General features: G+C 62.6%; 22 protein-coding genes and 2 tRNA genes. 17 read left to right on the top strand and 7 right to left on the bottom strand.

What is annotated here, in order from left to right; translation table 11 throughout:
- The first annotated feature begins 2 nt into the window (after window positions 1–2).
- The 8 genes from ilvC to ATN38_RS24110 all read left to right on the top strand — a co-directional run bounded on the left by ilvC (window position 3) and on the right by ATN38_RS24110 (window position 8,291).
- Window positions 3–1,004: a ketol-acid reductoisomerase gene (gene ilvC / locus ATN38_RS24145; protein ID WP_030535412.1), complete on the top strand. Its 1,002-nt coding sequence runs from the start codon at window positions 3–5 to the stop codon at window positions 1,002–1,004.
- Window positions 1,005–1,254: 250 nt separating this feature from the next.
- A complete protein-coding gene (gene serA / locus ATN38_RS24140; RefSeq protein ID WP_003944758.1) occupies window positions 1,255–2,847 on the top strand; it encodes a phosphoglycerate dehydrogenase in 1,593 nt (530 codons plus the stop codon).
- A gap of 74 nt (window positions 2,848–2,921) precedes the next feature.
- The gene (locus ATN38_RS24135; protein ID WP_218748815.1) at window positions 2,922–3,935 is read left to right on the top strand and encodes a 3-isopropylmalate dehydrogenase; all 1,014 of its coding nucleotides are present in this window, start codon (window positions 2,922–2,924) and stop codon (window positions 3,933–3,935) included.
- 84 nt (window positions 3,936–4,019) lie between these two features.
- Window positions 4,020–4,793, top strand: coding sequence for a fumarylacetoacetate hydrolase family protein (locus ATN38_RS24130; RefSeq protein WP_003944722.1), 774 nt, complete (start codon window positions 4,020–4,022; stop codon window positions 4,791–4,793).
- Window positions 4,794–5,184: 391 nt separating this feature from the next.
- Window positions 5,185–6,345, top strand: coding sequence for an alkane 1-monooxygenase (locus ATN38_RS24125; protein WP_030535413.1), 1,161 nt, complete (start codon window positions 5,185–5,187; stop codon window positions 6,343–6,345).
- Window positions 6,346–6,418: 73 nt separating this feature from the next.
- On the top strand, window positions 6,419–7,894 hold the full coding sequence (gene gltX / locus ATN38_RS24120) for a glutamate--tRNA ligase (protein ID WP_030535414.1): 1,476 nt from the start codon (window positions 6,419–6,421) through the stop codon (window positions 7,892–7,894).
- Between the two features lie 156 nt (window positions 7,895–8,050).
- A tRNA-Gln gene (locus ATN38_RS24115) sits at window positions 8,051–8,122 on the top strand.
- A gap of 96 nt (window positions 8,123–8,218) precedes the next feature.
- Window positions 8,219–8,291, top strand: a tRNA-Glu gene (locus ATN38_RS24110).
- Window positions 8,292–8,431: 140 nt separating this feature from the next.
- Here the strand turns inward: ATN38_RS24110 and ATN38_RS24105 are convergent.
- From ATN38_RS24105 to ATN38_RS24095, 3 genes are all read right to left on the bottom strand, one after another.
- A complete protein-coding gene (locus tag ATN38_RS24105; protein WP_007729345.1) occupies window positions 8,432–8,629 on the bottom strand; it encodes a DUF5302 domain-containing protein in 198 nt (65 codons plus the stop codon).
- An 83-nt stretch (window positions 8,630–8,712) separates the two neighbouring features.
- Window positions 8,713–9,216: a pyridoxamine 5'-phosphate oxidase family protein gene (locus tag ATN38_RS24100; protein WP_003944740.1), complete on the bottom strand. Its 504-nt coding sequence runs from the start codon at window positions 9,214–9,216 to the stop codon at window positions 8,713–8,715.
- A gap of 55 nt (window positions 9,217–9,271) precedes the next feature.
- Window positions 9,272–9,973: an IclR family transcriptional regulator gene (locus ATN38_RS24095; RefSeq protein ID WP_007729342.1), complete on the bottom strand. Its 702-nt coding sequence runs from the start codon at window positions 9,971–9,973 to the stop codon at window positions 9,272–9,274.
- Between the two features lie 158 nt (window positions 9,974–10,131).
- Here ATN38_RS24095 and leuC point away from each other — a divergent pair, with 158 nt between their 5' ends.
- The 3 genes from leuC to ATN38_RS24080 all read left to right on the top strand — a co-directional run bounded on the left by leuC (window position 10,132) and on the right by ATN38_RS24080 (window position 13,034).
- The gene (gene leuC / locus ATN38_RS24090; RefSeq protein WP_003944727.1) at window positions 10,132–11,553 is read left to right on the top strand and encodes a 3-isopropylmalate dehydratase large subunit; all 1,422 of its coding nucleotides are present in this window, start codon (window positions 10,132–10,134) and stop codon (window positions 11,551–11,553) included.
- A gap of 28 nt (window positions 11,554–11,581) precedes the next feature.
- Window positions 11,582–12,190, top strand: a complete 609-nt coding sequence (gene leuD / locus ATN38_RS24085; protein ID WP_003944724.1) for a 3-isopropylmalate dehydratase small subunit — start codon at window positions 11,582–11,584, stop codon at window positions 12,188–12,190.
- 157 nt (window positions 12,191–12,347) lie between these two features.
- Entirely contained in the window at window positions 12,348–13,034 is a 687-nt protein-coding gene (locus tag ATN38_RS24080) for an HU family DNA-binding protein (protein WP_047271271.1), read from the top strand.
- 167 nt (window positions 13,035–13,201) lie between these two features.
- Here ATN38_RS24080 and ATN38_RS24075 read toward each other — a convergent pair whose 3' ends face one another.
- Genes ATN38_RS24075 through cofC form a run of 3 tightly spaced genes read right to left on the bottom strand, consistent with a single transcriptional unit; the run spans window position 13,202 to window position 17,190 of the window.
- On the bottom strand, window positions 13,202–14,128 hold the full coding sequence (locus tag ATN38_RS24075; RefSeq protein WP_007729338.1) for a bifunctional NUDIX hydrolase/histidine phosphatase family protein: 927 nt from the start codon (window positions 14,126–14,128) through the stop codon (window positions 13,202–13,204).
- Window positions 14,129–14,145: 17 nt separating this feature from the next.
- Window positions 14,146–16,389 (bottom strand): RNA degradosome polyphosphate kinase, encoded by a 2,244-nt coding sequence (locus ATN38_RS24070; protein WP_003942685.1) that lies wholly within the window; start codon window positions 16,387–16,389, stop codon window positions 14,146–14,148.
- A 51-nt stretch (window positions 16,390–16,440) separates the two neighbouring features.
- On the bottom strand, window positions 16,441–17,190 hold the full coding sequence (cofC, locus tag ATN38_RS24065) for a 2-phospho-L-lactate guanylyltransferase (protein ID WP_080552786.1): 750 nt from the start codon (window positions 17,188–17,190) through the stop codon (window positions 16,441–16,443).
- Window positions 17,191–17,316: 126 nt separating this feature from the next.
- Here cofC and ATN38_RS24060 point away from each other — a divergent pair, with 126 nt between their 5' ends.
- The 3 genes from ATN38_RS24060 to ATN38_RS24050 all read left to right on the top strand — a co-directional run bounded on the left by ATN38_RS24060 (window position 17,317) and on the right by ATN38_RS24050 (window position 20,641).
- Window positions 17,317–18,315 (top strand): NAD(P)H-dependent glycerol-3-phosphate dehydrogenase, encoded by a 999-nt coding sequence (locus ATN38_RS24060; RefSeq protein WP_030535420.1) that lies wholly within the window; start codon window positions 17,317–17,319, stop codon window positions 18,313–18,315.
- On the top strand, window positions 18,312–19,463 hold the full coding sequence (locus ATN38_RS24055) for a cystathionine gamma-lyase (protein ID WP_218748813.1): 1,152 nt from the start codon (window positions 18,312–18,314) through the stop codon (window positions 19,461–19,463). Before ATN38_RS24060 ends, ATN38_RS24055 begins: the two co-directional genes overlap by 4 nt.
- Window positions 19,464–19,534: 71 nt before the next feature.
- Window positions 19,535–20,641, top strand: a complete 1,107-nt coding sequence (locus tag ATN38_RS24050) for a D-alanine--D-alanine ligase family protein (protein ID WP_218748811.1) — start codon at window positions 19,535–19,537, stop codon at window positions 20,639–20,641.
- Here ATN38_RS24050 and ATN38_RS24045 read toward each other — a convergent pair whose 3' ends face one another.
- Complete coding sequence (locus tag ATN38_RS24045) at window positions 20,642–21,334, bottom strand: DUF3515 domain-containing protein (RefSeq protein WP_003942765.1); 693 nt, start codon at window positions 21,332–21,334, stop codon at window positions 20,642–20,644. It abuts the gene before it with no gap.
- Between the two features lie 77 nt (window positions 21,335–21,411).
- Between ATN38_RS24045 and ATN38_RS24040 the strand changes: the two genes are divergently transcribed.
- The 3 genes from ATN38_RS24040 to ATN38_RS24030 are packed head-to-tail and all read left to right on the top strand — an operon-like array spanning window position 21,412 to window position 23,663.
- Window positions 21,412–22,461: a thiamine-phosphate kinase gene (locus ATN38_RS24040; RefSeq protein WP_218748809.1), complete on the top strand. Its 1,050-nt coding sequence runs from the start codon at window positions 21,412–21,414 to the stop codon at window positions 22,459–22,461.
- Window positions 22,462–22,470: 9 nt separating this feature from the next.
- On the top strand, window positions 22,471–22,992 hold the full coding sequence (locus tag ATN38_RS24035) for a gamma carbonic anhydrase family protein (protein WP_003942761.1): 522 nt from the start codon (window positions 22,471–22,473) through the stop codon (window positions 22,990–22,992).
- On the top strand, window positions 22,992–23,663 hold the full coding sequence (locus ATN38_RS24030) for a uracil-DNA glycosylase (protein WP_020907272.1): 672 nt from the start codon (window positions 22,992–22,994) through the stop codon (window positions 23,661–23,663). Before ATN38_RS24035 ends, ATN38_RS24030 begins: the two co-directional genes overlap by 1 nt.
- The last annotated feature ends 53 nt before the right edge of the window (window positions 23,664–23,716 follow it).

Below are 23,716 nucleotides of genomic sequence, written 5' to 3'. Positions count from 1 at the left end.
AGATGTTCTACGACGACGATGCCGATCTGTCGATCATTCAGGGCCGCAAGGTTGCTGTGATCGGCTACGGAAGCCAGGGCCACGCCCATTCGCTGAGCCTGCGTGACTCGGGCGTCGATGTGCGCATCGGCCTCAAGGAAGGCTCGAAGTCGCGTGAGAAGGCTGAAGAGCAGGGGCTGACGGTCGGTACGCCGGCAGAGGTTTCCGAGTGGGCCGACGTCATCATGGTGCTCGCACCTGACACCGCGCAGGCGAGCATTTTCACCAATGACATCGAGCCGAACCTCAAGGACGGCGACGCGCTGTTCTTCGGTCACGGCCTGAACATTCACTTCGACCTGATCAAGGCTCCGGAGTTCGTCACCGTCGGCATGGTCGCCCCCAAGGGCCCCGGCCACCTGGTGCGTCGTCAGTTCGTCGACGGCAAGGGCGTTCCCGCGCTCATCGCCATCGACCAGGATCCCAAGGGTGAAGGACAGGCTCTCGCTCTGTCCTACGCCAAGGGCATCGGCGGAACCCGCGCAGGCGTCATCAAGACCACGTTCAAGGAAGAGACCGAGACGGACCTCTTCGGCGAGCAGGCCGTGCTCTGCGGCGGCACCGAGGAACTGGTCAAGACCGGTTTCGAGGTCATGGTCGAGGCCGGCTACGCACCCGAGATGGCGTACTTCGAGGTTCTGCACGAGCTCAAGCTCATCGTCGACCTCATGTACGAGGGTGGCATCGCCCGCATGAACTACTCGGTGTCCGACACCGCTGAGTTCGGTGGATACCTCTCCGGCCCGCGCGTCATCGACGCCGACACCAAGGAGCGCATGAAGGCGATCCTGGCCGACATCCAGTCCGGCGAGTTCACCCGTCGTCTGGTTGCCAACGTCGAGAACGGCAACACCGAGCTCGAGGGCCTGCGCAAGGCCAACGCCGAGCACCCCATCGAGGTCACCGGCAAGAAGCTGCGCGACCTGATGAGCTGGGTCGATCGTCCGATCACCGAAACCGCGTAATTCGCAGTTTCACGCTCCACGTCTCCACTGGCCTGATGCCGCGCCGGTTCAATTACGTTGAACCAGCGCGGCATTGGGCCGGAGTCGTTTTCCGGGTCGTCTGAGTCCGGATTCATATTCCGTCGAGAATTTGCCCGCGAATGTGTCCACTATGTGGTATTGCCTACCGCGTTGTGGATTCCAAGTGAGCGCGCACTAAACTATCGGTGGTTAAACCACCTTCACACCCACCTAATCAGGGAGTTTGCACGTGAGCCAGCCTGGCCGTCCCGTTGTTCTGATCGCCGACAAGCTCGCGCCGTCCACAGTCGAGGCGCTCGGTGACGGTGTGGAGGTGCGTTGGGTCGACGGACCCGACCGCCCGGCGCTGCTCGCCGCGGTACCCGAGGCCGACGCGATTCTCGTCCGTTCCGCCACTACCGTCGACGCCGAGGTTCTGGCTGCCGGCACCAAGCTGAAGATCATCGGCCGCGCCGGTGTCGGCCTGGACAACGTCGAGATCCCCGCAGCCACCGAGCGCGGCGTGATGGTCGTCAACGCACCGACCTCCAACATTCACTCCGCTGCCGAGCACGCTGTCGCGCTCCTCATGTCGACCGCTCGCCAGATTCCCGCAGCAGACAAGACTCTGCGTGAGAACACCTGGAAGCGAAGCAAGTTCAACGGTGTCGAGATCCTCGGCAAGACCGTCGGTGTCGTCGGACTCGGCCGCATCGGCCAGCTCTTCGCGCAGCGTCTCGCTGCGTTCGAGACCACGATCATCGCGTACGACCCCTACCTGCCCGCAGCGCGCGCAGCGCAGCTCGGCATCGAACTGGTCACTATCGACGAGCTCGTCGAGCGTGCCGACTTCATCTCCGTGCACCTGCCCAAGACCAAGGAAACGGCCGGCCTGATCAACGCCGAGCGCCTCGCCAAGGCCAAGGACGGCGTCATCATCGTCAACGCCGCTCGCGGTGGTCTGATCGACGAAGATGCGCTCTACGACGCACTCGTCTCCGGCAAGGTCCGAGGCGCCGGTCTCGACGTGTTCAGCACCGAGCCGTGCACCGATTCCAAGCTTTTCGAGCTCGACAACGTCGTTGTCACCCCGCACCTCGGAGCATCGACGTCCGAGGCTCAGGACCGCGCAGGTATCGACGTGGCCAAGAGTGTTCTCCTCGCTCTGGCAGGCGAATTCGTTCCCGAGGCTGTCAACGTCTCCGGCGGCCCCGTGGGCGAAGAAGTTGCTCCGTGGCTCGAGCTCGTCCGCAAGCTCGGTCTCCTCGCTGCGACGTTGTCGCCCGAAGCTGTGCAGACCGTGCAGGTTGTCGCCACCGGCGAGCTGTCTGCCGAAACCGTCGACATCCTCGGCCTGGCTGCACTGCGCGGCGTGTTCTCCGCCAGCAGCGATGAGGCCGTCACGTTCGTCAACGCTCCGGCACTGGCCGAGCAGCGCGGCGTGACCGTGTCGGTCGAGAAGCACTCGGAGGCTCTTGCCCACCGCAGCGCGGTCGAGGTGCGTGCAGTTGCCGCCGACGGCACGGTCACGTCGGTCACGGGCGCACTCACCGGTCTGCAGCAGGTCGAGAAGATCGTCAACATCAACGGACGCAGCTTCGACCTGCGCGCCGAGGGCCACAACATCGTCGTTCACTACAGCGATCGCCCGGGCGTTCTCGGTGTCCTCGGTACCGTCCTCGGAAACGCGGGCGTCGACATCCTCGCAGCAGCACTGAGCCAGGATGCCGAAGGCGAAGGCGCAACTGTCATCTTGCGCGTCGATCGCGTCGTCGGTGACGCCGAGGTCGAGGCAATCGTCTCGCAGCTCGACGCTCGCGTCGCCCAGGTCGACCTTTCCTGATTGTTTTTGCTGTGCGCCTTTATCAACCGCCCGCGGTTGATAAAGGCGCACAGTTCTACTGAGATGAGGACTCCATGAAGCTTGCGGTCATTCCGGGTGACGGAATCGGCGTCGAGGTCACTGCCGAAGCGCTCAAGGTGCTCGGCAAGTTGGTTCCGGATCTGGAAACCACCGAATACGATCTCGGTGCCCGTCGCTACAACGCCACCGGCGAGTTGCTCCCGGCGGACGAGCTGGACCAGATTCGTCAGCACGACGCAATCCTGTTGGGCGCCATCGGTGATCCGCGGATCGTCGCACCCGGCATCCTCGAGCGTGGTCTGCTGCTGAACATGCGCTTCCAGCTCGATCATCACGTAAATCTTCGCCCCGCACAGCTGTATCCGGGTGCGCTGTCGCCGTTGACGGCCCAGCCGGAGATCGACTTCGTCGTGGTTCGTGAAGGCACCGAGGGTCCGTACACCGGAAACGGTGGAGCGATCCGCGTCGGCACCGATCACGAGATCGCAACCGAGGTGTCGATCAACACCTGGTTCGGGGCCGAGCGCGTGGTGCGTTACGCATTTGCCTTGGCGCAGACCCGGTCCAAGCACCTCACCTTGATTCACAAGACCAACGTGCTCTCCAACGCGGGCGCAATCTGGACGCGTGCAATCGAGACCGTCGGTGCCGAGTTCCCGGACGTCGAAACCGCGTACTGCCACATCGACGCGGCCACGATCTACATGGTCACCGACCCGTCGCGCTTCGACGTGATCGTCACGGACAACCTCTTCGGTGACATCATCACCGACCTCGCCGGCGCCGTAACCGGTGGCATCGGTTTGGCCGCAAGCGGAAACATCGATGCCTCGGGTACCAACCCGTCGATGTTCGAGCCCGTTCACGGCAGTGCTCCGGACATCGCCGGCAAGGGAATCGCTGATCCCACCGCCGCGATCCTCTCGGCCGCACTGCTTCTTCGCCATCTCGGACGCGAGGACGACGCCGCTCGGGTAGAGGCTGTGGTCGCTGCCGACCTGGCTACCCGCGGCGAAGGTCCCATCTCCACCACGGAGATCGGCGACCGGATCACTGCAGCGCTGTAAGGAATTCTTTCACGAGACTGACGCGCGTGAGCCTTTCGGCTTGCGCGCGTCAGTCGTTTCCGGCACCCCGATAGACTGGCCGGCATGCGTCTTGGTCGAATTGCCAGTCCCGATGGTGTTGCGTTCGTCAGTATCGAAGGTGAAGAGGATGCCCTCGTCGCCAAGGAAATTGCGGAGCACCCGTTCGGGAACCCCACATTTACCGGCCGAAGTTGGCCGCTCGCCGATGTCCGTCTGCTGGCTCCGATTCTCGCCAGCAAGGTGATCTGCATCGGCAAGAATTATGCAGATCACATCGCGGAGATGGGCGGAGAGGCTCCCGCGGACCCCGTGATCTTCCTCAAGCCCAACACGTCCATAGTTGGCCCGGGTGCCCCGATCGTCTTGCCTCCCACCTCGAACGAGGTGCACTTCGAGGGTGAACTCGCGGTCGTCATCGGTCAACCGTGCAAGGACGTTCCGGCGGCGAAGGCGTTGAGCGTGGTCCTCGGTTACACGATCGCCAACGACGTGTCGGCGCGAGATCATCAGCGTCACGACGGGCAGTGGACGCGCGCGAAGGGCCACGACACTTTCTGCCCACTCGGCCCCTGGATCGAAACCAGTCTGGATGCGTCCGACGTCGACATCAAGACCGAGGTGAACGGTCAGGTCAAGCAGGACAGCAGCACGGCTTTTCTCCTCCACGACATTCCGAAGATCATCGAGTGGATCTCGGCGGTGATGACTCTCTTGCCTGGCGACGTCATCCTCACCGGCACCCCCGCCGGAGTAGGCCCGATCGTCGACGGCGATTCCGTGTCGGTCACGGTCTCGGGGATCGGCACGCTCACGAACCCGGTGACCGCCAAGAGCTGATCCTGACCCGGTTCGTTCAGTCACGCGACTACGGAGGCCCCATCCAACCGGATGGGGCCTCCGTCGTGGTGTGAGGTCGAGAGGTGTCTGTCGCAGAAAAGTTGCAAGATGGTAACTATCGCCAGTGGGGTGATCGGGATTGCCTACCGACTCGAAGAAATCAGGCTCCGGGACTGACCTGCGGGTTTCATGACCCAGGCGAAGCTTCGCTTCTGATCCTCCTGGCGTTATGTCGGATTTGGCCAGGTTGGGAGAGTTCGCCCCACGGTTTGCTGTCGCGGCCCGTAACAGACCAAATTCCCTGAAATGTAACGCTGAGCAGTAGGGTGACCGATAACTGGATAGAAGCCGATGGGGCAATCGAGTGGATTGCGCAGAAACGTGGTGATACATGACGACCTTCGCGGAAGCCTCCCGGACAGCGGCAGGGCAAGCGCGGAACGGGCAGCGGCCGGTGTGGCGAGACAAGAAGCGCTACCTGTGGCCACTGGGTTTGCTGGTTCCTCTCAGCCCGTTCGCTGCGTGGTTCCTGGTCGACAAATTCAGTCTCGGGCTCTTCTGGGCCATCGGGGCGTGGCTGATCGTCATCGTCATTCCCCTGATCGATCTCCTGGCGGGCGAGGACGGTAACAGCCCACCGGACGAAGCGATCCCTGAATTGCAAGAGGATCGTTTCTACCGCTGGTGCACGTACTTGTTCCTGCCCCTCCAATACGTCGGGCTGGTGTTCGTCGCGTGGTGTTGGGTGAACGCGCCGATGGCGGCGGGGGAGAAGTTCGCGCTCGCGATGACTGCCGGCGTGGTTGCCGGTGTGGGGATCAACGCGGCGCATGAATTGGGGCACAAGAGTGAGAAGCTCGAGAAGTGGCTCGCGAAAGTAGCGCTCGCGCAGTCCTTCTACGGCCATTTCTACGTCGAACACAACCATGGTCATCACGTCCGCGTCGCGACGCCGGAGGATCCGGCCAGCTCGCGGTACAAGGAAAACTTCTGGTTCTTCTTGCCTCGCAGCGTCATCGGCGGCCTGCGCTCGGGATGGCGGATCGAAAGCGCTCGTCTGAGGCGTCAGGGGAGACGGACGTGGAGTTACCGCAACAACATCCTGAACGCGTGGGCGATGAGTGTGGTTCTGTTCGGCAGTCTGATCGCCGCGTTCGGCTGGGAAATTGCGCCGTGGCTCGCCGTTCAGGCAATTGCAGGCTTCACGTTCCTCGAGACCGCCAACTATCTCGAGCACTACGGCTTGCTACGTGCGAAGCGGCCTGACGGCTCGTACGTCCGGTGCTCGCCCGAGGACAGCTGGAACAGCGACCACGTCGTCAGCAATCTGTTCCTCTATCAACTTCAGCGTCACAGCGACCATCACGCGAATCCGCGTCTGCGGTACCAGAGCCTGCGAAGTGCGGCCGAAGCGCCGCAACTTCCAGCGGGTTACGCAGTCATGATCGTCTGCGCGTGGGTGCCGCCGCTGTGGCGAAAGGTCATGGACAAGCGACTGCTGGCCTACTACGACGGCGACATGACACGCATCAACGTCCTGCCGGGTAAGTGATCGGCCGGATGGAGGAAGGGCTGCCGGACTAACCTGTAGTACGACCATCCATCATCGCCGAGCCAAGTGAGCCATGACCAACAGCGAAGTACGCGTCCGTTTCTGTCCGTCACCCACCGGAACCCCGCACGTGGGTTTGGTGCGCACCGCCTTGTTCAACTGGGCATTCGCACGACACCACGGCGGCACATTCGTGTTCCGTATCGAAGACACCGATGCGCAGCGCGACAGTGAAGAGTCCTACCAGGCCATCCTCGACGCCCTCCGCTGGTTGGGGCTCAATTGGGACGAAGGCCCGGAGGTCGGTGGGCCGCACGCACCGTATCGCCAGTCCGAGCGTCGCGACCTGCATCTCGACGTTGTTGCCAAGTTGCTGGCCGCGGGCGAGGCCTACGAGTCCTACTCGACCAACGAGGAGGTCGAAGCGCGACACAAGGCGGCCGGACGCGATCCGAAGCTCGGATACGACAACTTCGATCGCGAGCTCAGCGACGAGCAGCGCGCTGCCTACATCGCCGAGGGGCGCAAGCCCGTCGTCCGCCTCCGGATGCCCGATCACGATCTGACCTGGAACGACCTGGTGCGGGGCGAGACCACGTTCAAGGCAGGCACCGTTCCGGACTTCGCGCTGACTCGCGGCAACGGCATTCCGCTGTACACGTTGGTCAACCCGGTTGACGACGCGTTGATGAAGATCACCCATGTACTGCGCGGCGAAGATCTGCTGTCCTCGACTCCGCGTCAGCTCGCGTTGTACGAGGCATTGATTCGTATCGGTGTCGCCGATTTCACACCGTCGTTCGGGCACTTGCCTTTCGTGATGGGTCAGGGCAACAAGAAGCTTTCCAAGCGCGATCCCGAGTCCAACCTCTTCATCCACCGCGATCGGGGCTTCATCCCCGAGGGATTGCTGAACTACCTGGCTCTGCTCGGGTGGAGCATCGCCGACGATCATGATGTCTTCTCGCTCGACGAGATGGTTGCGGCCTTCGACGTCTCCAAGGTCAACTCCAATCCTGCCCGCTTCGACCAGAAGAAGGCCGACGCGATCAATGCCGAGCACATTCGCCTGCTCGAGCCGGCCGACTTCGCCGGTCGTCTGAAGTCGTTCCTGGTGGAGCACGGACATATCGGCGCCGATGTCGACGAAGCGACGTTCACTGTTGCGGCGGACCTCGTGCAGACGCGCATCGTCGTCCTGTCCGACGCGTGGGATCTGCTGAAATTCCTGTTCGTCGACGAGGCGTCGTTTGCTCTCGATCCGGCCGCGGCGGCAAAGAACCTGAAGGAAGATGCCGGTCCGGTTCTGGACGCGTCTCTTGCGGCGCTCGATGCCATCTCAGAGTGGTCGGCGGCCAGTATCGAGGAAGCACTCAAGAAGGCCCTCATCGAGGATCTGGAGCTCAAACCGCGTAAGGCCTACGCTCCGGTTCGGGTCGCGATCACGGGCTCTCACATCAGCCCTCCGCTGTACGAGTCGATGGAATTGCTCGGTCGTGAGGTCTCGCTCGCTCGGTTGCGGGCCGGTAGGGCAGCGGTAACCGCCTAGATCGGACGGTCTTCCGGCCGAAAATGAAGCAAAAACCTCCTGTGACCATACGATTTGGTATTTGGGGCAGGGGTACTGGTAATCTTCTTTTCGGCCGGAGACGAGCCGCCGAGCACAACAGCGAAGCGGATCGGACAAGGCTGGTGAGCAAGACCTTGGGGTATGGTGTAATTGGCAACACAGCGGTTTCTGGTACCGCCATTCTAGGTTCGAGTCCTGGTACCCCAGCGGAAATCCGGTCGATTTTGTGGCCGGACTCAGACAAGCTAAGCTTGCTGAGCATCCAAGAGCAAGGCTGAAATACCACGTTTAAAAGCGTGTCCTGGCCCCGTCGTCTAGCGGCCTAGGACGCCGCCCTCTCAAGGCGGTAGCGCGGGTTCGAATCCCGTCGGGGCTACAAAGGAAAGACCTTCCGATCATTGATCGGGGGGTCTTTTCGTATGTGCGGGAAATGTTTCCGGCGATGCGAAAAACGATCACCCCCAGTCGAATTCGACTGGGGGGTGATCGTCATCTCACTCTGTTGTCCGCGATCGGTTATCCGCTCTTACGGCGGAACTCTCGCTTGTGATCGGCCGGGCCATGCGTGTTGTGGACCTTGGACTGTCCGTCGCGATGGTCGGTCGATTTGGCGTTCTGATGATTCTTCCGTTCGAGGGCCTCACGGAACTTTCGTTTGGTTTCCTCCGATTGGGATTCGGGTTCGGACGGGGTGTTGCTGTCGAGATCGCTCATATGCTCACTCCTTGTTGTTGGGCCTGTTGGTGAAACTACGCCGGCCCGAATTCGATTGCTCGTGATTTTTCCGCTCACGAATCTCAGGGCTGCGGCGGCGGTGCGGTAGAGCCGGAAAGAGGCATCGCAGGCATCCCGAGCTTGCGGTGATCCCACGAACGAGTTCGATCGGGAACGAACCGTACCGCGACGCGCTTGTGGAGCATCGCGTCGACGGCCGGGCGGAGATCGTCGGTGTACGGGCCCGTGTATCGCTCCCAGACGCTGATTCCCACAGCGAAGAGGGCTTCCGGATCTTCGACGATGACCCCGGTACCCTCCATCGAGACTCCTCGGAGCGTGTCGTACGTCTGACCGTCTTCGATCAGGACGGACATTCGGGCGTCCCGGCGAAGATTGACGGCCTTCTGCGACTTGGCTTTGGTCTCGAACCAGATTTCGCCGTCGACTATCGCGAACCACATCGCGATCAGGTGAGGCATTCCGTCGGCGCTCAACGTCGCCATCGTTGCCGTACGGCTCTTTTCGACGAAGCTCGAGATTTCGGCCTCGGTCATCGTGATCTGACTACGCTGCTTTCCTGCCATGGTCGCGTCGCACTCCTACGTGCTCGAGGATCTGAAGGCCTTACTGTGTCACGAATTACAGACGCTTGTGGAGCGCTTCGGCAGCTGCGAGAAGGTCCGCCGCCCAGCGAGCTCCCGGTCGTCTACCCATCCGATCGATGGGGCCGGAGACCGAAATCGCGGCAATGACAGCGCCTGCCGAGTCGCGGACGGGAGCCGCGACGCTGGCGACACCGGGCTCACGTTCGGCCGCGCTCTGTGCCCAGCCGCGCCGGCGAACCTCGAGCAGCACTCGTTCGCCGAAGGATGCATCGGCGAGGACGGTCCGTTGGGTTTGTGGATCTGCCCATGCGAGAAGGACCTTGGCGCCGGATCCGGCGTTCATCGGCAGTCGGGCTCCGACGAGCACCGTGTCACGCAGGCCGGTCGGTGGTTCCATCGACGCGACGCAGATGCGTTGTGTGCCTTCGCGACGGTACAGCTGGACGCTTTCGCCGGTGATTTCGCGAAGGCGGGGGAGGATGAGTCCGGCCGCAGCAATGAGTGGATCATTAGCGGTGGCAGCGAGTTCGGCGAGTCCGGGCCCTGGGCACCACTGACCGTCCGAGTCGCGAGTGAGGAGTCGATGGACTTCGAGACCGACGGCGAGTCTATGGGCGGTCGCGCGCGGCAAACCGGTTCGTGCACAGAGTTCGGTGAGGCTGCACGGTTCCTCAGCTACTGCATGAAGCACGCCCATTGCTTTGTCCAGGACGCCGATGCCGCTATGCTGTCTCATAGGTCGATACCAGTTTCTCGCATAGTGGGATGCTACCGCATTTCCTGGAGGGATAGCGCATTTCCTCGGGACAGTCTGCATCTGCTGTGAAGGCTGGGGACCTACTTCACGCGCGGCGGGCCAGCCCGTAGTCCGCCGACGCGAGGCTACGTACAGAGGTGGAAGACATGGCACAGAAAGCACGCACTCTCGCCGAGAAGGTGTGGGACGACCACGTTGTCGTGAAAGGGGAGGGGCAGGATCCAGACCTCATCTACATCGATCTCCACCTCGTTCACGAAGTGACGAGCCCCCAGGCATTCGACGGACTTCGCCTGGCGGGACGCCAGTTGCGCCGTCCCGACCTGACGATCGCCACCGAGGACCACAACGTTCCGACGATCGACATCGACAAGCCGATCGCAGATCCTGTGTCCAAGACTCAGGTCGACACCTTGCGCCGAAATTGCGAGGAGTTCGGAGTTCGCTTGCACCGCATGGGCGATCTCGACCAAGGCATCGTGCATGTGGTCGGACCGCAGCTCGGCCTGACGCAGCCCGGAACCACCGTGGTGTGCGGCGACAGTCATACGTCGACGCACGGCGCATTCGGTGCGCTCGCAATGGGAATCGGCACCAGCGAGGTCGAGCATGTGATGGCAACGCAGACATTGTCGTTGCGCCCCTTCAAGACCATGGCGATCACGGTCGACGGCGAGCTGCCTCCCGGCGTCACGAGCAAGGACTTGATCCTCGCAGTCATCGCCAAGATCGGCACCGGCGGCGGCCAGGGCTACGTACTGGAGTACCGCGGCGAGGCCATTCGCAAACTGTCGATGGAAGCTCGTATGACCATCTGCAACATGTCGATCGAGGCCGGAGCCCGCGCGGGCATGATCGCACCGGACGAGACCACTTACGAGTTCATCAAGGGCCGTCCGCATGCACCGTCCGGCGCAGAGTGGGACGAAGCCGTCGCCGCGTGGGAGTTGCTCAAGACCGACGAGGGCGCGGAATTCGACAACGAGGTTCACATCGACGCAAGCGCATTGACGCCTTTCGTCACGTGGGGAACCAATCCGGGACAGGGTGCGCCGCTCGGCGACCGTGTGCCTGATCCCGAACTGATCGTCGACGAGAGCGAGCGTCAGGCAGCCGAGAAGGCGCTCACCTACATGGGTCTCGACGCCGGTATGCCGCTTCGGGATGTTTCTGTCGACACCGTGTTCGTCGGTTCGTGCACCAACGGACGCATCGAAGACCTGCGCGCAGTGGCGGAGGTGCTCGAGGGTCGCCATGTGGCAGAGGGCGTTCGGATGCTCATCGTTCCCGGCTCGATGCGGGTGCGGGCTCAAGCCGAGAGCGAAGGTCTCGGTGAAATCTTCACAGCGGCAGGGGCTGAATGGCGCCAGGCCGGTTGCTCGATGTGCTTGGGAATGAACCCTGACCAGCTTGCTCCCGGCGAGCGTTCGGCATCGACGTCCAACCGGAATTTCGAAGGCCGACAGGGTAAAGGCGGCCGGACCCATCTGGTTTCCCCGCTCGTCGCGGCTGCCACGGCGGTCCGCGGAACGCTCTCGGCACCGGCCGATCTGGTCTGACCCACTTACCATCTCGAGGAGAATTTCGATGGAATCCTTTACCACGCACAAGGGTATCGGCGTCCCGCTGCGACGCTCGAATGTCGATACCGACCAGATCATCCCTGCCGTGTACCTGAAACGGGTGACGCGCACCGGATTCGAGGACGGGCTGTTTGCAGGCTGGCGTACCGACCCCAACTTCATTCTCAATCTGGCTCCGTACGACAAGGGAAGTGTCCTCGTGGCCGGTCCCGATTTCGGCACGGGCTCTTCGCGTGAGCATGCCGTGTGGGCTCTCTCCGACTTCGGATTTCGGGTCGTCATTGCTTCCCGGTTCGCCGACATCTTCCGCGGAAACGCCGGAAAAGCCGGTCTCGTAGCGGCACAGGTCGAGCAGAGCGACGTCGAATTGCTCTGGAAGTTGCTCGAAGAGCAGCCCGGATTGGAATTGACAGTAGATCTCGAGAATCGGACCGTCAGCGCCGGAACTACGGTGGTGCCGTTCAATATTGACGACTACACACGGTGGCGTCTGCTGGAGGGTCTCGACGACATCGGACTGACATTGCGGCAGGTAGACGCGATTTCCGAGTTCGAAAAGTCAAGGCCTTCATGGAAACCGACTACCCTTCCAGCCCGAATTTCGCAGGGCTGAACCGAAATCCGCAACTCCGCGCGGGAAGAGAAATAGGTCACCATTTCGCAGTCACGTTGAATGAGAATTGGCGTGGCACATAGACTCTTGCCGTTATCAGGTTTACCGTGGTTCTCAGTCGGTCCGACGGTGGACCACAATTAGCGGAGGAATTTCAATGAACAAGGCAGAGCTCATCGATGTTCTGACTGAAAAGCTGGGTTCGGACAGGCGCACAGCGACCGACGCAGTGGAGCACGTCGTGGACACCATCGTCCGCGCCGTCCACCGTGGCGAGAGCGTGACCATCACCGGCTTCGGAGTCTTCGAGCAGCGTCGTCGTGCAGCACGTGTTGCACGCAACCCGCGTACGGGCGAGACCGTCAAGGTCAAGCCGACGTCGGTTCCGGCTTTCCGTCCGGGTGCGCAGTTCAAGGCTGTTATCGCTGGTGGACAGAAGCTTCCGGCCACCGGCCCGGCAGTCAAGCGTGGCGTAGCAGCACCGGCCACCAAGGCTGCAGCCAAGAAGGCTGCTGCTAAGAAGACCGCAGCCAAGAAGGCTCCGGCCAAGAAGGCTCCGGCCAAGACCGCAGCCAAGAAGACGGTTGCCGCGAAGGCTCCCGCCAAGAAGGCTCCGGCCAAGACCGCAGCCAAGAAGACGGTTGCCACCAAGGCTCCCGCCAAGAAGGCTCCGGCCAAGACCGCAGCCAAGAAGACGGTTGCCACCAAGGCTCCCGCCAAGAAGGCTCCGGCCAAGACCGCAGCCAAGGCTCCGGCCAAGAAGGCTCCGGCCAAGAAGGCCCCCGCCAAGACCGCAGCCAAGAAGGCTCCGGCCAAGAAGGCTCCGGCCAAGCGCGCAAAGTAGTCGCGTTCGGGTGAAAAACCCGATGCCGTAAGACAAAGAGGTGCAGCCGCGGATCAGATCCGCGGCTGCACCTCTTTTTTGCTGTCTGGGAGAAGTGTGAATTCTCCTGTGTTTCAGTGCTTTGCAAAACTACCGAATCGAGCTGGGTGTCGGTTGGTCCAAATCCCTCAGGAGTTGGCGACTTTGGGGAGCGGGCTGTCGAGGTGATCCGCGGCTACCAGACGGCCGTCGAGGAACGAGAGCACCCAAGTGCTCGCCTTACGGTTGCGCGCCGAGGGCAGTGTTACACCGGCCGTATCAGCCCACCAGCGCATCAAATCGGGGATGACGCCTCCTTGGCTGCAGATTACGGGAGTGCCCTCCAGCGCGGCGATCTGCAGCGCACGCGCCCTGGCGGCGTCGGGATCGGCCTCGTAACCTTCTTCGGTCAGAAGAGGTTCCGTCGAAATCTCTACACCCAATGCCTCCGCCAATGGCATCACAGTGTCGATGCAGCGCGTACGGTCAGCCGCGAAAACCGAATCGGCTCCGAAGATTTTCAGCTGTTCGACCAAGGCGGCGGATTGCTCTTTGCCTTTGGCGTCGAGTGGACGCACATTGTCGTCGCCCTTGTATCGCTTACGGCTTCCAGCTTTTGCGTGGCGGACGAGTAATACCGTTTTCGTGTCAGGCCGAAGGGAAACGAAGCGGCGAAGAATCATTCGATCCATCGGGTAGGAAAGATGATCGGCGACCTCGGTGACCGGAAGCCAATAGAGAACATCCACTTCGCTATTCGGCCCGAAATCTCCGTCCACTGCTTCGGCCGACCAGTATTCGACCCGTTTGAGTTTGCGATGTCCCGGGATCGGGTACGTCACGCCACCGAGGTGCCTTCCGAAACGTCCGGTGATCGAGGTCTCTTCGCGGACCTCCCGAACTGCTGCGGTCAAGAAGGTCTCGCCGGGATCGAGCTTTCCTTTGGGGAATGACCAGTCGTCGTACTTCGGTCGATGTACGACGGCGATCTCGATGGCGGAAGGATCCTGAGGAGCCTTCCGCCACAGAACCGCGCCTGCGGCAAAGATGTTGGCTTTGACCGGCTTGTCGCTCATTGTGTGATCCGAGCCCGTCAAGACCCGCTGGCGGTGCGGCTGCGCATCAACGACTGTTGATGCTCACGTACGTCCTCACCGCGTTCGGGGGCAGCGACCCAACTCCCGTCCGGATGCAGTACCCAGCAGCGAGTTCGGGGATCGAGCGCGGAGTCGAAGATGTCACCGAGTTGCTTCGACAGTTTCGGGTCCTTGACCTGCACCATGACCTCGACGCGGCGATCGAGGTTGCGGTGCATCATGTCTGCGCTGCCGATCCAGAATTCGTCGGCCGAGCGGAAATGGAACATTCGCGAGTGTTCGAGGAAGCGTCCGAGAATGGAACGTACTTCGATGTTTTCGCTGAGGCCGGGAACGCCCGGCTTGAGCGCGCAGATTCCGCGGACCACGATCTCGACGGGGATACCGGCCTTGGACGCGCGGTACAACGCGTCGATGACCTGCTCGTCGACCAATGCGTTGGCCTTCAAGCGGATACCGGCATCGCGGCCTGCGAGCTTGTGAGCGATCTCGTTGTCGATCCGCTCGATGATCCCGCGGCGAACCCCGTACGGCGCTACGAGAAGGTTGCGGTAGCTCGTCTTTCGGGAGTATCCGGTCAGCGAGTTGAAGAGGTCGGTGAGGTCTGCACCGATCTCCGGTGCTGCGGTGAGCAATCCGACGTCCTCGTACATGCGCGCGGTCTTCGGGTTGTAGTTGCCCGTGCCGATGTGGCAGTAACGACGAATGGTCGAGCCCTCTCGTCTGACGACGAGGCACGTCTTGCAGTGAGTCTTGAGACCGACGAGACCGTAGACGACGTGAACGCCGGCCTGCTCGAGTTTGCGTGCCCACTTGATGTTGGCCTGCTCGTCGAAGCGGGCCTTGATCTCCACCAGCGCGACAACCTGCTTGCCCGCTTCGGCGGCGTCGATCAGTGCATTGACGATGGGGGAGTCGCCGGAAGTGCGGTACAGGGTCTGCTTGATCGCGAGCACCTGCGGGTCGGCGGCGGCCTGTTCGATGAAGCGTTGAACGCTTGTGGAAAACGAGTCGTATGGGTGGTGGACGAGCACGTCGCCTTCGCGCAGGGTCGAGAACACGCTCTTCGGAGTCTCGCGTTCACCGAACGCCGGATGCGTCGCCGGGACGAACGGAGCGTCTTTGAGAGCGGGGCGGTCGACGGCGTAAACCTGCCAGAGGCAGGACAAGTCGAGGAGACCGGAAACCTCGATCACGTCGGCCGGATCGACGTCGAGTTCACGCAGAAGCAGTTCGAGCATGTGCTCGGTCATGTCGTCGGCAACTTCGAGGCGAACGGGTGAACCGAAACGACGACGCGCCAATTCACGTTCGAGTGCCTGCAGCAGATCCTCGTCCCGATCTTCTTCGACCTCGAAATCGGCGTTGCGTGTGATTCGGAAAGCGTGATGTTCGACGATTTCCATTCCGGGGAACAGCACGTCCAGATGAGCCGAAATCAGTTCTTCCATCGGGAGGAAAGAATCGATGGTGGACGAAGATGTCGTGCTCTTGACTCGCACGAACCGGCCGACGTTGTCGGGAACCTTGACGCGAGCGAAGTGTTCGCCGCGGGTGACGGAGTCCTTCACTGTCACGGCGAGGTTGAGGCTCAGTCCGCTGATGTAGGGGAACGGGTGGGCGTGATCGACTGCCAACGGCGTCAGTACCGGGAAGACCTGCTCGTGGAAATGCGCCGAGAGTCGGCCGTGATCGTCGGCGCTGAGGTCGGCCCATCGAACGATTGAAATGCCTTCTGCCGCCAGGGCAGGGCGGACCGAGTCGAGAAACACGTGTGCGTGCTTGTCGGCGAGTTCCTGGGTGCGACGCGCGATGAGCGCCAATTGTTCGCGTGGGGAGAGGCCGTCGGCGGACCTGACCGACAGTCCCGTCTCGTCGCGGCGCTTGAGTCCGGCGACCCGGACCATGAAAAATTCGTCGAGATTGGAAGCGAAGATGGCGAGGAACTTTGCGCGTTCGAGCAACGGCAGTGACTCGTCGGCAGCCAATGCGAGAACACGGGCATTGAAATCGAGCCAGCTGAGTTCGCGGTTGAGGTAACGATCCTCGGGAAGTCCGACGAGCAATTCGGGTAGCTCTGCCTTGGTAGCTGCAGGGGGAGCGCCCGGGATGTTGGTGGCGACCGCGACGGCCTGAGATCGCGGCGAGGTGGCCGCGCCGTTCTCGTGCCGGCCGGAGCTGTGGTCTCCGTCCGACTGGTCTTCGGAAATACGGTTTTCGAGTGCTTCGCCATTGCTCACTCGTCGATCATCCCCCACAATCGCGCGGTCCGACAATCGATGAAAGAAAATTCATCGACTGTTCGACGGCGTGGCCTTGAGTCTGGTCAACGAAGCCGATGTCGCGGGGCCTACTCCCAGTGCTCGCACAGTGCCGAGATCGGCATGGGTGTCGACGTCGGTGCGCAGTCCCGGCCATTGGCCGTTGAGTGGACGAGCACCTGAATTGGCATGTCCAAGTGCGGATTCCGGCCCGAACCGAGGGTCGAGCGCGCTTTCGCCGCACGCAAACAATGCGGAAGTGCCGGTGCCGTGGTGATCGACGACGACTGAACGTCCGCCGCTTCGGGCCGCGGCCACGGCCTCCGTCAGTTCGCTCGGTTGCATGGCGGGCAAGTCGGCTTGCAGCACAACGAGGTCGACCACTCCGCGCTTGGCTCGGATATCGGCGGCCGCTGCACTCAACGCCGCGTTGAGGGTTTCCTCCGTGCGCGGTGTTGCGCCGTTGGTTCGGGCGCCGTCGGGAGCTGGATCGGCGTAGACCGTCACGCCGACGGAATATGCAAGGGCGGCAACGGTGGGGTCTGGGGTGACCACTGTGACGCTGTCGATGGCCGAGACGGCTGCAACTGTGGCGAGGGTGTCGTGAAGCATGGCCAACACGAGGTCTGCACGCGCGTCCGAGTCGAGTTCGCCCGCGAGGCGGGACTTGGCCGATCTCAAGGACTTGACGGCCACTATCGCATGCATGGGGCGTTCGATCTCCGTGCGCGCATGCGGTGTCTCCACGGCGTGTGGGTACGGGGGTTCCGCGCTGTCCATCCCTCGATCTTGCCAGTCATCACGCTCGGTGTCCGCGGCTGCCCACCGCAGTGCACCACAGGCGATACTCTGTGCAGACGATTTTTCTGGCGGCGACCCGCTTCGCCGGGTAGACGGGGTGAGCGTGTGAGTAAGGCAGCTGTATTGGGCGCAGGTTCGTGGGGAACGGCGTTGGCGAAGGTGATGGCCGAGGCCGGAACCGACGTGACGATGTGGGCCAGGCGTGAAGAGGTCGCGAAGCGCATCGACACCACGCACGAGAACAGCGACTATCTGCCAGGCATTGCTTTGCCTTCGTCGATTCGCGCGACCCACCACCACGAGGAGGCGATGGCAGGTGCTGACTTCATCGTGCTGGCGGTTCCCTCGCAGTCGCTACGAGCAAACCTGGAGCAGTGGAAAGGCTCGATCGGACCCGATGCGACTCTGCTGAGTCTGGCCAAGGGAATCGAGACCGGGACGCTCATGCGCATGAGCCAGGTCATCGTGTCGGTGACCGGCGTGGAACCGGGGCGCGTCGCGGTGCTCTCGGGCCCGAACCTTGCACACGAGATCGCCGGCGGGCAGCCCGCGGCGACGGTGATCGCCTGTTCGGATTCCTCGCGTGCCCTCGCTCTCCAGGATGCTTGTGCTACCGGCTATTTCAGGCCGTACACCAACTCCGACGTCATTGGATGCGAGATCGGTGGTGCGTGTAAGAACGTGATCGCGCTGGCCTGCGGCATGGCCGCCGGCAGTGGATTCGGCGACAACACGGTTGCCAGCATCATCACCCGTGGGCTCGCCGAGACGATTCGTCTCGGCGTTGCGCTCGGCGCCAAGGCGTCGACTCTTGCAGGCTTGGCGGGTGTCGGTGACCTGGTAGCGACCTGCACGTCCGAGTTGTCGCGAAACCGGACGTTCGGAGAGCGGCTCGGACGAGGCGGGTCGATGGAGTCGGCACAGAAGGCAACCAACGGTCAGGTCGCCGAGGGCGTGAAGTCGTGCACGTCGGTACGCGCACTCGCTGCCGGATACGACGTGGAGATGCCGTTGACCGACGCGGTCCACCGGGTGTGCCACGAAGGCATGGCCGTCAGCGATGCGATCGGTCAGTTGCTCGGACGCCGGACGAAGCCGGAATGAGTGAAATCGGTGTGGGTCGCTTCGAGGATTACGGGGATTCGACGCGCAGCGTGAGCGCCGTCGCGCGCGAACACGCCGCGGGTCAGCCCATGCAACTGGGCCCGATATTCGCTGCGCCGTACCAACTTTCGGCGGACGAAGGTTCCGAGTCCGATACCTATGCACGTGCATCGAACCCGGGTTGGCGCGGACTCGAATCCGCGCTCGCGGCGCTCGAGAGAGCGGACCACGCCCTCGTCATGGGATCGGGGATGTCCGCGATCACCGCTACCTTGCGCAGCGTCCTCGTCGCGGGGGATACCGTCGTCGTGCCCTCGGACGGGTATTACCAAGTGCGGTTGTACGCGAACGAGCGCCTCGCGCCGTTGGGAATCACCGTTCGCGAGGTTTCGACTCTGCAGATGGGCGACGCGAGCTTCGTAGATCTGCTCGACGCGTCACCGGGCCGCGTGGTCGTCGTCGCCGAGACGCCGTCCAACCCGGTGCTGGACGTGGTCGACCTTCGCGTGCTCGCCGACGTGTGCCACCGTTCGGGTGCGCTGCTGATCGTCGACAACACGACCGCGACTTCGCTGGGTCAGCGCCCGCTCGAATTGGGTGCCGACGTCGTGGTGGCCAGCGGTACCAAGGCTCTCAGCGGGCACAGTGACCTCCTGATGGGTTACGTCGCCACCTCCGATGCGGCAGTGAGTCGGCGAATCGAGCGTGAGCGACTTCTCTCGGGAACGGTGCTCGGCCCCTTCGAGACGTGGCTTGCGCACCGGAGCCTCGGCACGGCAGGCCTGCGATTCGGGCGTCAGTGCGACAACGCGCTGGCGCTTGCCGAGATGTTGGTAGATCACAAAGCAGTCCGGTCCGTTCGTTACCCCGGCCTTCGCGGTGACCCGTCCTATGCAACGGCATCCGGTCAGATGAATCGATTCGGCGGATTGGTGAGCGTCGAGTTGGATTCGGCTCAGGCATTCCACTCGTTCGTCGAAGCGAGCGCTCTCGTCACGGCTGCTACCAGCTTCGGCGGGATCCACACGACGGCGGATCGCCGTGCGCGCTGGGGCGATCCGGTCAGTGCAGGTTTTGTCCGAATCGCTTGTGGCATCGAGGACACCGCCGATCTCCTGGCCGACATCGAGCGCGCACTCGACGCGTAAACGGGCCGGGTCGACGAAATCGGTCCGGCCCGATCGCGTGCCGCAGTCGATTCGGCGGTACGGTTTGACGCGTGAACAGCAGTCGTACCCGCGTGGCCGTGATCTTCGGTGGCCGGAGCAATGAGCATTCAGTGTCCTGTGTTTCCGCCGGAAGCGTCCTGAGCAACCTCGACCCCGATCGGTACGACGTCGTACCGATCGGCATCACCGTCGACGGTTCCTGGGTGCTCGGTTCGAGCGACCCCAGTTCCCTCGCGATCAGCGGGCGCGCGCTGCCGTCGGTCGACAAAGACGGAACGTCGGTGGTCCTCAGCGCGGACCCCACCCGCGAGGGCGAGGTCATCTCCTTCGACGGCCCCGACGCCGGTGCTGTGCTCGCGTCGGTCGACGTCGTGTTCCCCGTTCTTCATGGGGCTTACGGTGAAGACGGCACGATTCAGGGTCTGCTCGAACTTGCCGGGGTTCCGTACGTCGGACCCGGAGTTCTGGCCAGCGCCGCCGGCATGGACAAAGAGTTCACGAAGAAGCTTCTTGCTGCTGAAGGACTTCCCGTTGGAGTGCAGGTCGTGCTTCGACCGGGAACCGCAACGCTGACCGAAGAGCAGAAGGCGGAATTGGGCCTTCCGGTTTTCGTCAAGCCCGCTCGTGGAGGCTCGTCCATCGGCATCACTCGGGTGAGCAATTGGGACGGTCTGGACGGGGCGATCGCTCATGCACGCCTGCATGATCCCAAGGTGATCGTCGAAGGCGCGATCATCGGCCGCGAGGTTGAATGCGGCGTCCTCGAATTCCCGAACGGCGACGTCAAGGCGAGTGTGGTCGCCGAGATCCGGATGCCGGATTCCGACGCCGATTCGGACGCGTTCTACGACTTCGACACCAAGTACCTCGACGACGTGTGTGAATTCGACATCCCCGCGAAACTCGACGAGTCGGTGAGCGACCAGATCAGGGAGCTTGCTGTCCGCGCGTTCAAGGCACTCGATTGCCAGGGACTCTCGCGGGTCGATTTCTTCGTCACGGCTGACGGCCCGGTGATCAACGAGATCAACACGATGCCCGGGTTCACTTCCATCTCGATGTACCCGAAGATGTGGAACGCCACCGGAATCGATTACCGCACTTTGATTTCGACTCTGGTCGACACCGCCGTCGCTCGCGGCACCGGCCTTCGCTGATCAGGGAACCGCGACCGGCGCCGGGTCGAGAGGCTTCTGTTCGAGAGTCGCCGTGATGGTGTCGGAGATTTCCTGAATCGGCGTCGGACCGGTCCCGTCGGGGATCGTGATACCGATGTATTCACCGCGGTCTACGGCAAACCAAGTGCTCGCCGCCAAACCGATGTCGGTTCCCGAGACCTGGAACCACTGGACACCGTTCACGACCTGTAGTGCTGCAGCCTGGTCGAACTCGGACGGACGGTCGAGTCCGCAGCGCAAGACGATCGGCTCTCCTTCGCTGCGCTGCCACGCTGCCGCACCGGCCGGAGCAGGTTCTACCAATTCGGCTTTCGTGAAGTCGTCGATCTTGTCGGGGAGCGCGCCGAGAAGGGAAACGCAGGCCGGCGACTCCGCTGCCGGTGCCGGCACGGGTCCCAATGCAACCGGCGAGAGTTCAGGGTTGTTTCCCGCGACGACGGCCGCGATCACTACTCCGACGATCAGGGCTACCGGGAGTGCGATGGCGGTGGCGATCAGCGCCGGACTGCGGCGCTCTGACGGATCGTCGTCGCCGTCGGGGTCGATGTCGGCGTTGTCTGCGGTGGAGGTGTTTTCTGCCATGCTCAGTTCTTCGCTCGGGTCCTGGTCCAGTCGATCAGCGGTCTTGTCACTTCTGAGAGCATGTCGGTGAATCGGTAGGATTGCCGACACACGCGTGAGCTTGCAGAAGCATTCACGACCACAGCTAGAAGGTACCGCAGGCCGCTTACGAGCGAATTGCGTCGGCATTGGAGAGACTCATCGCATCATCGGAGTTCACTGCATCATCGGAGTTCACTGCATCATCGGAGTTCGGGTCGGAGCCCACTGTCGAGCAGGTGGGGGAGTTCGACGTGATCGCGCGATCTCTTCTCGGCCGAATCCAACCGGTCACCACTGAATTGGGGCCGGGTGACGATGCCGCCATCGTGACTTCCGGAGACGGCCGTGTGGTTGTCTCGTCCGACATGTTGGTCGAAGGTCGACATTTCCGAATGGATTGGTCTTCACCACGCGACATCGGCCGGAAGGCAGTGGCACAGAATGCTGCTGATGTGGTCTCGATGGGAGCGCGGCCGACGGCCTTCACGGTGTCTCTGGGGTGCCCGTCTTCGACACCCGTCGACGTGGTCGACGCAATCTCCGCGGGAATCTGGGACGCGGCAACCGATCTGGGCGCCGGTGTGGTCGGCGGTGACCTGGTCCAGTCACCGGTGATCGTGGTGTCGGTGACCGTGCTCGGCGATCTCGGTGGCCGTGCGGCAGTTCTGCGTTCGGGAGCAAAGATCGGTGACAAGATCGCGGTCGCCGGGTTGTTCGGTTGCTCGGCAGCAGGGTTGGCACTACTGCTCGACGAAGCCGTACTGCTCGACAAGCCCGCAAACTTTCCAGATTTGCTTGCCTCCCATCGCGTTCCGAATCCTCCGTATCAATCGGCATGGGACGCCGCAGAATCAGCACATTCCATGACGGACGTGTCCGACGGATTGATCGCGGATCTTCGACATCTCGCAGAGGCCTCGCACGCGCGGTTCGACATCTTCTCGGCTGCGGTTCCGACCTCACCCGATGTCGCATCGGCGGCCGAGGCGCTCGACGTCGATCCGCTGGACTGGATCCTCTCCGGTGGTGAAGATCACGGATTCGCAGCAACTTTCGGGCCTGAGGTCGAGATTCCGTCGGGTTGGATCGTGATCGGTGAGGTTGCCGCCGGTTCGGGCGTGAGCGTCGACGGTTCGCTTCGCGAGAGCGGCGGGGGCTGGCACAGCTTTTCGACCACCGGTACCACCGCGGTATAGGTTGCTTTCATGGCTGTATACGCACTTGGAGACAGAGTTCCGGACATTCATCCGGACGCATACGTCCACCCGGACGCGGTGGTGATCGGCGCCGTGACTCTCGCAGCGGGTACCTCGATCTGGCCGCAAGCGGTATTGCGTGGTGACTACGGAACCATATCGGTGGGAATCGGATCGAACATCCAGGACGGAACCGTCATCCATTGCACCGCCGTCGATGCGACTGTCATCGGTTCCGGTTGCGTCGTGGGCCACAACGCGCACATCGAGGGATCGACCATCGAGGACCATTGTCTGATCGCGTCGGGGTCAGTTGTTCTCAACGGAACGGTGATCGGGACGGGGTCGATCGTCGCCGCGGGTGCGGTGGTGGCCAACAAGATGCAGGTTCCCCCGCGCAGCATGGCACTCGGTGTGCCCGCCAAGGTCCGTGCGGGATACGAGGTTCCGCTCGGCCACCTCGACGGAAACGTCAAGATGTACGCAGCCAATGCGGCGTACTACCGCGACGCGTTGCGCAGGCTCGACTGATGGCGCCGCTTGCAGAGATCGTCGATCCAGGGTGGGCGCGGGCACTCGAACCGGTCTCGGAGCAGATCTCCGCGATGGGTAAGTTCTTGCGCGAAGAGATCGCTGCGGGACGGGAGTATCTGCCTGCGGGAGAGAACGTCTTGCGTGCATTCACGAATCCGTTCGACGACGTTCGGGTGCTCATCGTCGGTCAAGACCCCTATCCGACGCCCGGTCATGCTGTCGGGTTGAGCTTCTCGGTTGCCCCGGACGTGCGGCCGGTTCCGCGAAGTCTCGGTAATATCTACAAGGAGTATCACCAGGATCTCGGGTTGCCGATACCGCCGAACGGCGATCTGACGCCGTGGTCGAAACAAGGTGTGCTGCTTCTCAATCGCGTACTCACCGTGCAGCCGGGTCAAGCCGCTTCTCATCGTAAGAAGGGCTGGGAGCCGGTGACCGAGCAGGCTATCCGCGCTTTGGTGGCGCGGTCGTCACCGATGGTGGCGATCTTGTGGGGTCGTGACGCGGCCACTCTCGCGCCGATGCTGGGCGACACACCGATCATCGAATCAGCGCACCCGTCACCGCTTTCGGCTTCGCGCGGGTTCTTCGGTTCGCGCCCGTTCAGTCGTGCGAACGAACTCTTGACCGGACTCGGAGCTGACCCGGTGGACTGGAATCTGGGCTGATCGATCAGCGTCTGCACTCACCCGGCATGCCGAACGTCGTGACACGACATTCG

Origin of the sequence: Rhodococcus sp. FH8, assembly GCF_019266085.1 — a bacterium.
GTDB classification, from domain to species: Bacteria; Actinomycetota; Actinomycetes; order Mycobacteriales; family Mycobacteriaceae; genus Rhodococcus_F; species Rhodococcus_F qingshengii.
This window is presented reverse-complemented; position numbering and strand designations above follow the sequence as displayed.

What these genes read in the sequence shown, in the direction of transcription:
- ATN38_RS24125 (WP_030535413.1), top strand. Translation starts at nt 5,185, where the DNA reads ATGACGACCTTCGCGGAAGCCTCCCGGACAGCGGCAGGGCAAGCGCGG.
- ATN38_RS24100 (WP_003944740.1), bottom strand. Translation starts at nt 9,216, where the DNA reads ATGGCAGGAAAGCAGCGTAGTCAGATCACGATGACCGAGGCCGAAATC.
- ATN38_RS24030 (WP_020907272.1), top strand. Translation starts at nt 22,992, where the DNA reads ATGGCGCCGCTTGCAGAGATCGTCGATCCAGGGTGGGCGCGGGCACTC.
- ATN38_RS24130 (WP_003944722.1), top strand. Translation starts at nt 4,020, where the DNA reads ATGCGTCTTGGTCGAATTGCCAGTCCCGATGGTGTTGCGTTCGTCAGT.
- gltX (WP_030535414.1), top strand. Translation starts at nt 6,419, where the DNA reads ATGACCAACAGCGAAGTACGCGTCCGTTTCTGTCCGTCACCCACCGGA.
- ATN38_RS24035 (WP_003942761.1), top strand. Translation starts at nt 22,471, where the DNA reads ATGGCTGTATACGCACTTGGAGACAGAGTTCCGGACATTCATCCGGAC.
- ATN38_RS24135 (WP_218748815.1), top strand. Translation starts at nt 2,922, where the DNA reads ATGAAGCTTGCGGTCATTCCGGGTGACGGAATCGGCGTCGAGGTCACT.
- ATN38_RS24080 (WP_047271271.1), top strand. Translation starts at nt 12,348, where the DNA reads ATGAACAAGGCAGAGCTCATCGATGTTCTGACTGAAAAGCTGGGTTCG.
- cofC (WP_080552786.1), bottom strand. Translation starts at nt 17,190, where the DNA reads ATGGACAGCGCGGAACCCCCGTACCCACACGCCGTGGAGACACCGCAT.
- ilvC (WP_030535412.1), top strand. Translation starts at nt 3, where the DNA reads ATGTTCTACGACGACGATGCCGATCTGTCGATCATTCAGGGCCGCAAG.
- ATN38_RS24055 (WP_218748813.1), top strand. Translation starts at nt 18,312, where the DNA reads ATGAGTGAAATCGGTGTGGGTCGCTTCGAGGATTACGGGGATTCGACG.
- ATN38_RS24095 (WP_007729342.1), bottom strand. Translation starts at nt 9,973, where the DNA reads ATGAGACAGCATAGCGGCATCGGCGTCCTGGACAAAGCAATGGGCGTG.
- ATN38_RS24105 (WP_007729345.1), bottom strand. Translation starts at nt 8,629, where the DNA reads ATGAGCGATCTCGACAGCAACACCCCGTCCGAACCCGAATCCCAATCG.
- leuD (WP_003944724.1), top strand. Translation starts at nt 11,582, where the DNA reads ATGGAATCCTTTACCACGCACAAGGGTATCGGCGTCCCGCTGCGACGC.
- ATN38_RS24075 (WP_007729338.1), bottom strand. Translation starts at nt 14,128, where the DNA reads ATGAGCGACAAGCCGGTCAAAGCCAACATCTTTGCCGCAGGCGCGGTT.